The organism is Dermacoccus sp. PAMC28757, assembly GCF_014302635.1.
Classification (GTDB): domain Bacteria; phylum Actinomycetota; class Actinomycetes; order Actinomycetales; family Dermatophilaceae; genus Dermacoccus; species Dermacoccus abyssi.
The window spans coordinates 566,162-580,197 of the sequence record NZ_CP060292.1; the positions used below are offsets into that span (position 1 = coordinate 566,162).

The window sequence follows — 14,036 nt, forward strand, 5'->3', positions numbered from 1 at the left end:
CCCATGCCCGCCAGCCAATAGGAAGGCCGCGAGAGGCAGCTCCCGCTATCAGAAGGGCTGTTCGAGCTGTCCTCAGGCACCGACGGAAGCAGAAATACACGAATCCCGGCCTGAGATATCTCTCAGACCGGGATTCGTGAACTTAAGTCCACCTAATTCGTGAACTACCCCGCGTGGGTAGTTCACGAATTGCGGATCGGGTTGCGCCACAGCGAGGTCCGGGAAGCACCTCAACAGCCTTGCACACCGCCGGAGTCTGGTTTTGCACACTCAGCCGAACCCGTTTGGGACACAGACGAACTCAAGCGACCCGGTAAGTGGCATCGGTTTGAGGCGGACGGCCAGTGCGTCTGCGGCACGATGGTCCCTATTCCGAACAAGACCTCGCGGTCGTTCGGTGTGAGCCGGCGGAGGCGTGTGGCCGCACCGATGCGGGCGGGTTGCCGATCCAAGGTCATAGGCAGCTTATGGATCCAAGTCCTCAAGGACCTCTCCGCAATCGAAATCGGCCACACCTTCCTCGCCCGAGCCTATTGGAACGAACGAACCAACCGCGGGGTGGAGAGCCTCATGCTTGACCACGCATTCACACTCTTGGACCTGGCCTGCTTATGTTCGCACCGAAAACATGCGCTCTCAGGGTGCCGGGGAGAACCTCGGCGCGCGACGTGCGGCCGCCAACTGCCGAACGGAGACCGGGTCTACAAATTCACACACGCCACCGCACCCGTTCCTGAGGTCATCTTGTCGGCGTACCTGAGGCGCCCAGGTGTCTGGCCAACCCAGGGTCGACCCGACCGAGATTCGACCAGCCCTCCATACTTGAGCTTTCTGAGCATAGGGTCACGAAAGCATGTTCCAGACTTTTGGTAATGCACGCCCACTACATGGCGCGGCGCCGGGCCCATAACCGAAAGGGGTCGGGTCACACGGGGGCACGCTCCACCCGCTCAGAGATTCGCTAGTGTGCACGTACACGGATCACATCGATGCTAGGAACTCGCAAATGTCGAAGAGACTCCCGATCAAAGCCGCCACAATGCGGAAGCTGTTCCTTAACTCTGGAGGGCGCTGTGCAGTCGAAGGGTGCCCAACGCCCCTCCTTGACCCAGCAGGAGGGTGGGGTGGAACCGTTGCCCACATTGTCGGAGCCGAGAAGGACGGCCCACGAGGTGACAGTGACCTATCGGCGGAAGCTCGGCGCGGGTACGACAACCTCATCCTTTGCTGCGCCTATCACGGACGCACCATAGACGACCCCCATTCAGGAGAGAAGTCTTACCCCGTGGAACATCTCAGAAAAATGAAGGAGCGACATGAGAGTCGCGTTAATGAAGCCGTGAATCAGGCTATCGAGGGCGAGAAGGCTGGTGCTCAGATGGCCCCGCAGGCGCTAGACGTGAGCCCAAACCCATCCGTCCACGCCGAACACGCCGAACCTTTCGCGGCATCCACAGGAGACACAAGCAAAGAAGTTGTTTCTAAGCTAAAAGAAATTCAGAATGAACTCACAAGCCTCTCGCGGCCAGCACTGGAAACCCTCGCCAAACTCTTTGCAGTATGGCAACTTTCGATCAAAGAAGGCGACACCTTCAATTTCGGCGATAGGACGCCAGAGCTTCCCGCTTCGCGGGTCGAAAATAGAGTAATTGGCGGGAGGAAGGATGCTTTTGAGTCCGCCTTGGATGAACTCAGGGGCCGCGGTCTTGTGGAACTACACCCTGACGAATACGAAGGCGTACTATACTATCGATTCCCGCTATCCGCAGCGCATACATACGGAAGCTTTTGGGCGTCGGCCGCCTTCTTTTTGTACGAAGCGCACGGGATTCTGCTCGACAGCTGGATTCCGGGATTGGACTTTTCCATTTTTGATAGAGATCCCGCGGCCAGCAGGAATGTCCCTTGGCGGGACGCCTAGTTAGGTCGTCGTATCTGTACAGGCCCGGTGCAGCTAGCTGTGATGACCAGGCACGTTGGTCGAGTCAGTGCGACTCGATGATCTGAACGGGTGACAAGCGAAGACCTCCCGGTGTGCAGTGGAGCTGTCTAGGTCCCACACCCACACACCGGGAGGTCTTCATGGCCCACGCTACCCACTCAGGCGCCGCTCTCACAGTCCGCGCCCGCCTACGCCTGGCCCGCCTCATCATCGACGACAACTGGCCTATCGCACGCGCTGCGGAACGCTACGACGTGTCCTGGAAGACCGCCGCGAAATGGGCACGCCGCTACGAAGCTGAAGGCGCCGACGGTCTCCTGGATCGTTCCAGCCGCCCCCACCACCAACCGAACAAGACCCCACCACACGTGGTCCGCAAGGTCGTGCGGACCCGGCAACGTCAACGCCTCGGCCCCATCGAAATCGGCGCGAAACTCGATCTGCCCGCTTCCACGGTGCACGCGGTCCTGACACGCTGCCACCTCAATAGGCTCACCCACATCGACCGCGCCACTGGTGAACGCGTACGCCGCTACGAACACGAACACCCTGGCGACCTCATCCACGTCGATGTGAAGAAACTCGGACGCGTACCCGACGGCGGCGGCCACCGCTACGTCGGACGCGCCCAAGGCGAGTTGAACCGTATCGCCACCGTGAAAGCCGGCCACGCCACCCGTAACAGCACCCACGCACCCCGCCTGGGCATCTGCTACCTGCACACCGTCATCGACGACTACTCCCGTGTTGCCTACGTCGAAGCCCACTCAGATGAGAAGAAAGAGACCGCAGCGGCCGTACTCAGAAACGCGATCGCGTGGTTCGCTGCGCGCGGCGTCAGCGTCCAACGCGTCCTCAGCGACAACGCAACGGCTCGGCGTATGAGAGCCACCACTGGCGTGACACCTGCGCCGAGCTTGGCGTCGTGTACAAGCGCACCCGCCCCTACCGTCCACAGACGAACGGCAAGATAGAACGCTTCCACCGCACCCTGGCCGACGGGTGGGCGTTCGCGAAGTTCTATGACAGCGAAGACGAGCGCCTCGCGGCGCTGGCACCATGGATCCACCAGTACAACCACCACCGGCCCCACTCAGCCATCGGCAGAGTCGCGCCCATCACCCGGTTGGATAACCTGGCTGGACATCACAGCTAGCGATGTCATGTCATAAGCCGTTGCGCCAACCGGCAGGACACTGTCGCGAGCACACTTGTGCATCACGCTCATCACTTGCGGCCAACATGGTCGGTCTAATCCGGCCGGCCCTAGCCGTACCTCAGCCTCCCTTAGCCCATGCCGCGTCAGCCCATCGGGCGGCGGCGCGCTCGCCGCTAGGGTGCGGCAGACTGTGCCTCATGGCCGTCATTCAGACCCCCGAGGAGATCAAGACGATTTTGGCTCGCCTGGAGGGGCAGAGGATCGTCAACCTACAGGTGCTGGGGGTCAATTCGCTGAAGTCATTCTCGCCCCCACTTGATGCGCTGACTGACGATGCGATCGAGGGGTACGCAGTCTCGGATCGCCTCCTCACACTGACAACCACGCGTCATCGTGTGGCTTTTGACCTACAGCGCACAGGGAAGATTGTATGGCTCCCTAGAGCGGAGCCCTACAGCGTGGCTGCTGGCTCCGTCCGCCCGACGGTCCGCCTCTTGCTCGGTGACGGACAAGGTCTCGACCTCACGGAACCGGCCAAGACTAAGCGGATCACGGTGACCGTCTCGGCCCGGACGTGACGCGACCATTCAGGCGTGCTGGCAGTGTGACATTCGCCCATCCGAGGAGCTACTCTGAGCCGACGCACCATGCACTGAGGAGGACCATGAGCCGACACGCTCCCCGAGTCGACGATCTTCTGGTTTCCTCAAATTTCATCCGCGCTGTACGCGAGTCCGGATACCTCAGCATCTCGACTGCCCTCGCCGAACTGGTCGACAACTCCCTCCAGGCGTCGGCCTCCGAAGTGGCGATTTCTATCACCCGCGACGGGGCGGATGCCCTCCCCGAGATCGTGGTCGAGGACAACGGCTGTGGAATGTCGAAGGCCGAGTTGGAACTCTGCCTGCGGTTTGGCGGCTCTTCCCGCTTTGACGCCCGTCAGTCGTTCGGACGCTTCGGCATGGGGCTCCCGGCGGCGAGCCTCAGCCAGGCACGACGCGTCGAAGTGACCGCGTGGCGGGGTGGCGGCTATGAGCGCACAGTCGCTCTGGACGTGGATGCCATCGTGGCGGGGAGCGATCCGACGCCCGTCGCGAGCCGCGGATCACGCGGAACTTCCTCATCAGGCTGCCGCGTGCGCTGGATTCAATGCGACCGGATCGAATACCGGCGTCTGGTCTGGCTGCAGCGTTCACTGCATCGGGAGTTAGGGCGGATGTACCGCCGTTTCATCGCCTCCGGTTTACGCCTGACGATCAACGGAACGCCGGTCGAAGCGGTCGACCCCACCATGCTGACCACCGCGGTCGAGGGAGCATCGGCGCGCCTGGCATTTGAGGAACTCCACTACGAGTTGGAGACGGCCGGCGGAGGAACCGCCATCGTGACGGTTCGTTTCGCCATGCTCCCGGTCGAGCGCTGGCACCAACTCGACAACGTCACCAAGCGTCGGGTTGGCATCGTCGGCAATGGAGGCGTCTCGATTCTTCGCGCCGGAAGAGAGATCGCTAATGGTTGGTACCTGATGGGCGGCAAGCGCAAGGAGAATTACGACGACTGGTGGCGGTGCGAGATCGAGTTCGACCCGAGCCTTGATGAGCACTTCGGCATCACGATCAACAAGCAAGGGATCCGGCCCTCCGCGATGCTTCGCGAGGCGATTGAGTCGGAATTGGAATCCATCGCCCGGATGCTCAATGCCCGCGTCCGTCAGGCCTTCGAGGACGTCAAGTTCCAGGCAGCCGCCGAGGCCTCCTGTCGGATCGCGGCGGCAGCCGACCCGGATCTGCCAGTGATCCCGTCGCCAGGGCGGAGCGGTGCGATCCAGTATCGGTTGTGGTCGGAGGCGCTGCCCATGGAGGCGATGTTCCATTCGGCCTTGTCCGATCGCACTCTCGACCTGACCATGAACGCAGACCACCCGGCCTTCGCCGCGCTGTACCAGCCGCTCCAGGCCATTGAGGGTGAGGCGGCAGCCGAACTCCGCACCTCGCTCGAGCTATTCCTGCTGTCGTTCGCCCGCATTGCGGTCCAATTGGAGCGGGCCGGACAGCCGCTCGACGAACTCGTCCACGCATGGAGCAGTACGTACGGACGGATGCTGCAGAAGTCATGACTGACGACGCGAAAGGCGTTCCCCTGACCCTGCCCGCCGGTGCCACCCCAGCGGAACGCCGCGGCTTCACCAGCCTGTGCACCCTGCTGGCTCGTGCGCAGTTTGCTCCCGATACGCCGTTCGACCACGCGTTCTGGTTCACGGCTGCGGGACTGAAGGACCTCTATAACAAGCCGACGCTGGCCGCTGCTGCCCACACGGTCATCGACCTCGTCGACCAGGGTTGGACGGTTCAGGTCGATAAGTACGGTCCGCTGCTCAGCCCGCCCGATACGCATGCGGATCGGGATACGGAGAAGGCTCGCATCCGCCGTCAAGAACACCTGCGTCGCGACGCCCAGCTGCGGCAACCGAGCGTGCGGCGCTTCGTGAGCAGCATGGAGCGCAGCCATCAGCACGACGGCAAGCTGGTGTCGGTCTTCAACCTGATGCGCGACGGCCGGGAGCTAGCCGAGGCGCTCGCTGAGCACACTGAGGCAACCGACGCCATCCAGCCGTATGTACAAGTCGTAGACAGTGCCAGCATCTGCGAGCTGACCGGTTTCAAGCTGCACGACATCTGGCGGTACTTCCGCCACACGTGGTCGAACGCCTACTCGACGGTGCCCGGCCGCTCCATGCCAATCCTGATCCGGGATGCCGCTACCGAGCACCACGCCGTGATCGGGCTTGCCGCCATCTCTAGCCCGGTGGTCCAGATCGCCGAGCGCGACAACTGGATGGGGTGGGACACCAAGCAGTTCGTTAGTGCGATCGCGGTGGAGCCGACGGCCGCAGTCGCCCGGTGGCTGGCTCGCCGTATCGAGGCACAGCGCGACGAGATCTACGTTGACGACCTCCTGCGCGACGGCGTCCTGCAACCACGCGACCTGAAGGAGCCCGCGTCTGACGTCGTCGCTCGCCTGAAGGCGGATGCAGAGCGGCACCGCGCGAAGCACCACCGTGCGGGCGTGATCCGTGAGGTCCGCAACATCGAGACCGATGCATGGGTGGAGCGAGCTGAGACCCATCTGTTCCGGTCGAAGCGATCGGCGCTTCTCGCCGAGACGCTCGAGATCCAGTCACTAGTTGGCAGTTACCTCGGCACGACGGCCACCGTGGATGGACTCAAGAGGGCGCTGGATGACCCCAAGGCCAGGACGCAGATCGGGCGACTGGTTAGGCGGGCCCGTGGCGAGCGCGTAGGCACGGTTATCGCAGACCTAACGGTCTGCGGTGCCGTCGCACCGTATAACGCGCTGGCGGCAGGCAAGCTCGTCGGCGCCATGGCCACCTCTCCTACGGTGCTGTCTGCCTACCGGACGAAGTACGCGCGCCCCAGCGAGATCGCCTCGGCGATGGCGGGCCGCCCGATCACGCGTGAGGCCCGTTTGTCCTTCATTGGGACGACGTCGCTGTACGGAACAGGCTCCAGCCAGTACAACCGGCTGTTCTGGCCCGCCACTGCGATGGGGGGTGACGACGGTCAGCGGATGGGCTTCCACGAACTCGGCCGATCTCGCTCATTCGGAACGTCGCACTTCTCGGACGTGACTGTCGATGCACTGGTGCGACTGTCGCAACAAACCGGCGGCATGGTGCGGGTCAACAGCTTGTTCGGCGAAGGCGTAAGTCCTCGGCTGCGAAAGGTGCGGCTGGGTCTTGCAGCGCTGGGCTGGCCGACGAATGAGCTTCTCAGGCATGGCCGCGAACGAATCCTCTACGGCGTACCACTCGTTGCGAACGTCCGGGACTACTCGCTCGGCATCGACAGCGAGCCTGACTACCTGCTCGATCCGGAGTCTCAGGATCAAGGTCAAGGGGTCGCACGTTGGTGGCTGGAGCGATGGGCGCTGAAACGGGCCGGCCAGGAGCATGTGCGCGAGGCGATGCGTGGGCACCGGCTTGTTCGGCCGATCCGCCACGGTGCGCGTGTACCACTGCCGAGCGACGACGATGGCCCGTCTGGCTTCTCGACACAGGCAGCGGGTGGCTCGCGGGCGTAGTTACGACGACACCGCGTACCACTCCGACGTGCTGACCATCGCGATGACGAGACGCGTGTCCTTGTCGGGGTCGATCGTTCGCCTGACCCCGAGGAGGCGCACCTTGTCGCCCTGAGGGAACGGCACGTGGCTCTCCACAGTCCGGACAAGGACCTGTGTCGCGTCGTCGGTCTCGAGGAACCAGCTACGACTTCCTTGGGGACGAAGGACTCGCCCTTCGAAGTCAAACCATTCCTCGGTGGTCGCCTCGGACACGTTGGGCGGGATGCTCAGCCAGTAGCTGTCGCACAGGTGTTTGACCTGGCAGAACTGACAACCCTCGACGCTAGGCGTCGCCGACGGAGCGGTGGCCGCGGTGACTTCGTCGGCAGCCGCAATGCGTTCCACCATTCCGGCCTGGAGGGCATTGAGCGCGGCCGAGTCCGGTGGCTCGACTGAGAGTGTGTGAGATGGGTATGCAAGTTCGAGCTTCGTCGCTGGGCGAGAGTAGGGATTGGTCTGCTCGTCCAACTGCCACAGCAATGCGTAGAGGCGTACCTGATCGGCATGGCCATGGTCCTCGTCCCCTGTCTTGAAGTCGACCACGGCGACGTCTTTGTCATCGACGACGAGCAGATCGATTCGTCCCGTCAGACGCAGTTCTTCGGCGCACACTTCTCGCTCCGAATGGGTTCCTGACGTCACCGGGAGCCGCTTGTGGGATTGTTCCGACGACTCACCACCGGCTGACGTCCTCCCGGTAGGTAGCGCTCGCCGGCCGAGGAATGTCTTCACCTGATCCGCGGCCTGCGGTGCGCGGCGAATCAACTCTTCCCGCAGGCGATCGATCCGCTCACGACTGACGCGGGGGTTGTCATCGAACTGAGCCAACTGATGATCGATCTCTTTGAGAACGATGCCGCGCCAGCCACCCTGCTCACCCAGGACGCCGATCACGGCGCTCGGGCTGGCAAATTTGATGCCCGCGTCAGCGAGCGCCTCAGCGAGACGTTCGACGACGCCATGCACGACGTTGCCGAAGACACCGGCCGCAGCGGGCTGCTGTGGGTATCCGCGACGATCCCAGACATCTGGGTATGTGGCGCGCGACAGCATCCAACGACGAGGACACGCCTCCATCTCCTTTAGCGATGAATAACTCCACAACGCAGGCGTCACCGGCCAATAGCCCCAGATTCCGGGGACTTCCGTGTCGAACCGAGCGGCCAGAGCGTTCACCGGACGAACTCCAGCACCTCACGCGACGCACTCGGAAGGCTGCGAGCAATCACCAGATCGTCGATGAGCCTGACTCGCTCGAAGGTCTCCTGATTCACACGGTGGAGTTCGAGAGACGGAGCAACGTCGGGCGTCAGTGGGTTGTGGATACCGATGAGCGCTCGATCGCCGTTCGCCTTGTTGGCCAGGATCGGCACGAGGACTTCTCCGATGCCCTCGACAGGGACCGTCGCGTTGCGTTCGAAGGTCACGTCCTCGATGCCCGAACGGACGAGGTCCTCGAATAGACGATCGGCCGATCGACCGAGGCGTTGTTGCGACAGCATCGGCAGCGTCCCGTCGAGCAGGTAGCGCAGCAAACTCGCTCCGACGTGTCGATCAAGCTGCGTGTGCTCGAAGCGGTTGCGAAAGCTCCGCAGACAGCGGTAGCAGGACTCTTCGCAGTCGGCCGGACACTTCTCAAGGCGCTCCAGCGCGGCCTTGAAGATGTCCACGCCGAGCCTGCTGATCTGCTCGGTGAAGCCAGCGCCACCAGCCAGCGTGTCGTAGAGATAGATCTCTGCTTCGCGCCCATGTCCCCCAAGGGGAGTCAGCGCGGGCCGGAACTCTGCCTGGAGTTCGCTCGCCTCAATCTCAAGCATCTCGGTGGCGGCAATGGTCAGTGCTTCCGCCACAGTGCGGAGAGCGACCTGCGAGGACAGATACGAGGGCCGTAGCGTCACTGGGTCGGCAACGGCGAGTCGAATGAGGAGGACGTCCGAGATGAAGTCAGTGCCGAGCACCAAGCCACGTGTGGCCCGCCCGCCAGGGCACATGGCGTCCTTTGGATCAGTCGGGAACGGCTTGGCATGGGTTCCGGCGAGCAGCGGCGTCGGCATTGCTGTCGGCTCGATGAGACCGCACCAGGTGCAGAACGTGTAGCCCTCGTTGCGTGGACCCGTGTTGGAGACGAGAAGTGTCTGACGGTCAAAGTTCTGCTGTACGCGGTCCGTGATGGAATGCCACAGATTCTCGTCGCCAGGACCGTGTGCGATGAGCTTGGCCCGGGTCGCGTAGGAGATGGCTGGGGCATCGTCGGGGCTGGTGCCCGGCGGCTCCGTCACGGCATGCGCAAAGCCCGGCGGGCGTAGCCAGTTCATGCCGGGGCCGAATCGCTCGCCCTTACAGGCCGGACAGCAGACGGTGTGTCCGCGGTCGGCCTGCTCCCACGGAATATGGGTGGCGTGGTGGCAGTCCTGGCATTCGAAGTACATGAGGCGGTCACGCCAGGCATCGGCGAGTTCGCCACGCATCGGGGAGTAGAGCGCAGTCGATGTCCACTCGCGCTTGTCGACCCAGACGACCTTGCCCGGCGCGTACTGGCTCAACGCAACGCTCAGCCCTTGACTGGGTGCGTACTGGAAGACCGGACGGAACGGCGTTGATCGGTCGTCATCGAAGATATGGAAACTGACGACATCCGTTGGGAAGGCATAGCGCGGCAGCACGCCCTTGTAGAGCAGCCGGTCGAGCAGTTTGGTGCGTGCTCGCTGCGAGTCGAGGTCCTCGCCGCCATCCTCAGCCGGGTTGTCCGACTCCACGGTGGTATCTCCGTCTGTGACGGCCCGCTCGTCGTCCTCGTCGGCGATGTCACCCGGGCTCGACTCCGGTTGCGTCTCGCCCTCCTCGTCATCAGCGGTTCCGGCAGCCCCCGTGCCGGTTGTGAGGTCCAGCGCTTCGTCAATATCGCTGAGTGTTGTCTTGATCAGACCGTCAAGAAGGCCATTACGCTGGTTGCCACCGATTTCCTCGGGCAGCCAATCGTCGACCTCAGCCCGGAGCTTCGACTCATTGGACGCGAGCCACATCTCGAAGTCGGTTCGGTTCAGAGTCGCGGTGTCGGATAGGAAGTCAGTGACCGATCCGAGCACCTCGAACAGGTTGGCTGGCATGGTCTCGGGATCGAAGGTCTGGACTCGGTCCTGGTGATACCGCTGGAGCAGGAACGCCGTGACGTGACGCTTGGCGATGTCGATGTTGCCCATGGTCAGGATCGGGTCAGTGACGTCGCCGCTGATCATGTCCTGTGGCTCGCGGAAGTAGTGATCGTCGTGCGTGTCCGCGCTACCAAACGCCACAACCGTGGCGACGGCATTGCCGCGGCGTCCGGCACGTCCCGCCCGCTGCTGGTAGTTGGCGCGGGAGGGCGGCATGTTGCGTAGCGCGACGCCGCTCAGGCTGCCGATGTCGATTCCGACCTCCATCGTGGTGGTGCACGACAGCAGGTCAATCGCCACATCTTGCTGTTCGTCCCGTGCAGGCACAGCGATGTTCACGTCCTGGAACAGCAACTCGTACATCTCCGCTTTTGAAAAGATGTCGTCCGTCTGCGACGAGTTGAGCTGAGCGGTGTGCTCCGCTGCCACGATGCTCATTACCTCGCCTGCCGGTGTCGCTAGTGCCCGCATCGAACTCGCGCGGTAGTAGCCCTTCCGTGCGGTGAAGACCGCGTCCTCGGCGGGCTTGAGGTTCCGAACCTTGTCGGCGCCGCAGGAGATGCACGTTGACCTGCCTGGGAACGGGCGTTGCGTAAAGCGGCACTTGTCGCAATAGCCCCATTCCCCATCCAGTTCGAGCGCAACGTTTTGCGCCTGGAGTTGGTACTTGTCGCCCACCTTCTTGCAGAACTTGGCCTGTAGGACCGGCAGCCACTCGGTCTCGAAGGTCTTGCGGGCTTCCTTGGTCCCGAGCCACCTAGTCAGCTTCGTGAATTTGCCTGTCGCACTCTGAACCTTGGTTCCCTTCCACTCCGCACTCATCGCGGAGAACCAGATTCCCTGGCGGATCCAAAGCGAGAGCCACAGACGAACGAGCGCCAGCTTCTCCTCGGGAGTGACGGCCACACCAGGAATGTCGATCAGTTCGTCGAGGAACTCGTCGCGAAGGTTGCCGCGTTCGCGGAGCGAGGCCAGACCAAGCGCCGAGAAGTTGTAGTAGCGGCTGGTAAGGGTTGGTACGAGGCTTCGAAGGAGCGATTGCGGCGGATCATTCGGCACGGAGTACAACTGGATGAACTGGGCCGGATCGGTGAGCGCGCCCTTGTCGATGGACTTCGACACCTGCGCAAACGCCGTGAAGTCCTCGGTGCCGGTCAGTTCGGGGCGGAGTCGAACGCCGAGCAGTTTGGCGCCGACCATGGCGGCTAGATAGAGGTTCTCCAGACTCAGCGCCGGCGCGACCATCTGCTGCTTCGAGAGTTCAGCCCACCCCTTCAGCACGATCGGCCGGATCGCGTCCTGGAGCGAGTAGTTCTGCAGGTTCGGGGCAAGGCGGGCCGCGACCTGACGCGAGTCAGAGAACGCCAGCACCTTGCGTCCACGGAGGGGCGCGAAGCCATCGGCTGCCTGCGGGCCGGGCGGCTGCACCTCGATCTGTCGACTGACGAGCGCCTGAAACGGCTGATCGCCCTTCGTCTGGTGATCCTGAACGCTGGTTCGACCGAAGTTGGCTTTGTCGCCGCAAACCCCACACGGAATGAACTCGCCCGTGATTTTCGACTTCTCTGAGTCGTCATCGTCACCGATTGTCTGTTCACCGTGTCTCGGATACCGCAGCCAGACCTGTCGCCAGCGCTCTCCGAGGCCGTGGGGATTGAGTCGGCCGGTGATGAGGTCAAGTTCCTGCAACTGCGCGTAGTCAATGTCATCGGACGGAGGCTCAAGCAGCAGATCGATCGGCAGCAGTTCGGCGACCGGCCCAGATGCGGCGTTGAAGGCGCGGCCCGGTTCCTGCCAGAGGAAGGTCGGATTCTCCAGATCGTCGGTGTAGGCACGCGCATACGCGGCGCCGCATTGGCGGCAGGTGTAGAGCTCGAATACCCGAGCCCCGCAGTCGCAGGTCTGTTGCGGTTGTCCGTACATGGCACCAGTCGGGCCCTTCGGGATCCCGCCGCGATCAACGGTGCAGTTCTCGTCGAGGCAGGCCCAGAGGCCAGGGAGGCCACGGAAGAAGGCGTGTACACGGCACGGCAGGAGGCCCGCCTCGTCGTCGCTCAGTCGCGCGGCGCTCCCCAAGGAGATCAACGTCGAGACTGCCTGCTCTGCAATCGACTGTTCGGCGTCGGGAAAGACCAGCGCACCCAGATCGCTGACCGGCAACGCCTTCTTCATCGTCTCGTTGACCAGGCGCGCGAGTGGTGGAAACGCACGGAGCGCCTCATAGAGCGTTGCACTCGCAGTGGCGCCATCGTCGGGAACTGCGTCGAGGTAGTCGAGCAACTCGGCTAGGGCTGCGAGTCGAGTCGAGTCATCTTCGGCCGCGTAATACGAGTCCATGGGCACTGCGGCGAGTACCTCCGCATCGGAAGTCGACCCGGGGGCATCGGGCTTCCTCAGGTCGAGGTCACCCGTGACGGCTTCGGCGAAGTCGCTCACTTGCTTGCCGGTCAGCGCGGCCGCAAACTCGCGGGCGTAGTCCTTGCTTGAGAAGCTGGCGCTCGTCGCAATGACCTGCACACGATCGGCAGGGATGCCGAGTCGGGCACGAAGTCGCCGCATGAGGAGCGCGACCTCCGCCCCAGCCGCGCCGCGGTAGAGGTGCGCCTCGTCGATGATGAGGAGGAACTTCTCCTCCGGGTTGTCCTGGAGCCACTGACGGGTGGCATCAAAGATCGGCCGTTCGAGCGGCCGCATCAGCATGTACTCCAACATCGAGTAGTTGGTGATCAGGACGTCGGGCGGCCAGTTGAGAACCTCGTCGCGAGTCAGCAACTCGGCATCCTCCGGCCGCATCACCGCTCGGCGCGGCTTCTTGGTCTTGCGGTCGAACCACTCGCCCGAGCCGTACCACGCAGCGAGGTCTGGTTTCGCGGGCCACTTCCCCCGAGACCTCAGCTCCTTGATCAGTTGCTTCGATCGCTCTTGGCGAGGTGAGCCGTCCTTGGCCGCCTCCTCCAGCAGGGTGATGTAGTAACGCTTGATCGAGTTGAGTCGAAGTCCGTCCTTCTTGGCGGTTCGGACGCCGGGGTACAGCGTGCGGCTGGTATAGCGCGCGAAGCGGGCAGGTCGGTCTGCCCAGGCCGTGAACTGCGAGGTCACTCGGTCGTCGCCCAGCAGCAGACGCAGGCGGCCAAGCTGATCGTTGACGAGCGCGTTCATCGGGTACAGCACGAGTGCACGCACCGCTGGGGCGGCGAAGGAATCGGGTCGGTTCGCCGCCTCTTGAGCGAGCTTGGCCAGCATCGGCAATAGGAAAGACTCGGTCTTTCCCGAGCCGGTACCGGTCATGACGACCAGGCTCTTGCCGTCACGTGCTATTCCCTCTAGCGCGGTCGCCTGGTGGGTATACGGCGGGTCAAAGACGAGCGGCTTCTGACCGCCGTCCTTCGACGTCAACGTGGCGAACAACTGGTGCACAGCGGGATCGAGGTCGAGGTCGGCGAACCGCTTGCCGGGTGTGTAGCGTGGCGTGCTCTCCAGGAACGGCGACTGATACGTGTTGCCAGGTTGGTCAAGCAGCAACTGGCGCTGCCGGATCAGGGAGGGGTGACCGATGTGGTAAGTCGCCTCGATGTACTCGCGAAGAGCCTGGCGAATCTCACTGATCGTCTCGGCGATCGTCAGAGCACGCGTCGTCATG

General features: G+C 63.1%; 6 protein-coding genes and 1 pseudogene. 5 read left to right on the forward strand and 2 right to left on the reverse strand.

From position 1 onward, the window contains the following. Positions 1-1,006 precede the first annotated feature (1,006 nt). From H7F30_RS02775 to H7F30_RS02795, 5 genes and pseudogenes are all read left to right on the forward strand, one after another. Positions 1,007-1,921, forward strand: a complete 915-nt coding sequence (locus H7F30_RS02775; protein ID WP_187036564.1) for a hypothetical protein — start codon at positions 1,007-1,009, stop codon at positions 1,919-1,921. Positions 1,922-2,082: 161 nt separating this feature from the next. Beyond that, positions 2,083-3,098: pseudogene (locus H7F30_RS02780) on the forward strand (IS481 family transposase). A gap of 200 nt (positions 3,099-3,298) precedes the next feature. Continuing rightward, positions 3,299-3,679 carry a hypothetical protein gene (locus H7F30_RS02785; protein WP_118913876.1) on the forward strand — a complete coding sequence of 127 codons (381 nt, stop codon included), beginning with the start codon at positions 3,299-3,301 and terminating at the stop codon, positions 3,677-3,679. Positions 3,680-3,765: 86 nt separating this feature from the next. Continuing rightward, positions 3,766-5,217, forward strand: coding sequence for an ATP-binding protein (locus tag H7F30_RS02790; RefSeq protein ID WP_118913878.1), 1,452 nt, complete (start codon positions 3,766-3,768; stop codon positions 5,215-5,217). Beyond that, positions 5,214-7,202, forward strand: coding sequence for a Druantia anti-phage system protein DruA (locus H7F30_RS02795; protein WP_118913995.1), 1,989 nt, complete (start codon positions 5,214-5,216; stop codon positions 7,200-7,202). Before H7F30_RS02790 ends, H7F30_RS02795 begins: the two co-directional genes overlap by 4 nt. Here H7F30_RS02795 and H7F30_RS02800 read toward each other — a convergent pair whose 3' ends face one another. Beyond that, positions 7,203-8,420: a PD-(D/E)XK nuclease family protein gene (locus H7F30_RS02800; RefSeq protein WP_147362677.1), complete on the reverse strand. Its 1,218-nt coding sequence runs from the start codon at positions 8,418-8,420 to the stop codon at positions 7,203-7,205. Then, positions 8,417-14,035, reverse strand: a complete 5,619-nt coding sequence (locus tag H7F30_RS02805; RefSeq protein WP_118913882.1) for a DEAD/DEAH box helicase — start codon at positions 14,033-14,035, stop codon at positions 8,417-8,419. The genes H7F30_RS02800 and H7F30_RS02805 overlap by 4 nt, the downstream gene beginning before the upstream one ends. Position 14,036 lies beyond the last annotated feature (1 nt).

Bases quoted from the DNA above. Each gene is read 5' to 3' on its own strand.
- H7F30_RS02795 (WP_118913995.1), top strand. From the start codon at position 5,214: ATGACTGACGACGCGAAAGGCGTTCCCCTGACCCTGCCCGCCGGTGCC.
- H7F30_RS02785 (WP_118913876.1), top strand. From the start codon at position 3,299: ATGGCCGTCATTCAGACCCCCGAGGAGATCAAGACGATTTTGGCTCGC.
- H7F30_RS02775 (WP_187036564.1), top strand. From the start codon at position 1,007: ATGTCGAAGAGACTCCCGATCAAAGCCGCCACAATGCGGAAGCTGTTC.
- H7F30_RS02790 (WP_118913878.1), top strand. From the start codon at position 3,766: ATGAGCCGACACGCTCCCCGAGTCGACGATCTTCTGGTTTCCTCAAAT.
- H7F30_RS02805 (WP_118913882.1), bottom strand. From the start codon at position 14,035: ATGACGACGCGTGCTCTGACGATCGCCGAGACGATCAGTGAGATTCGC.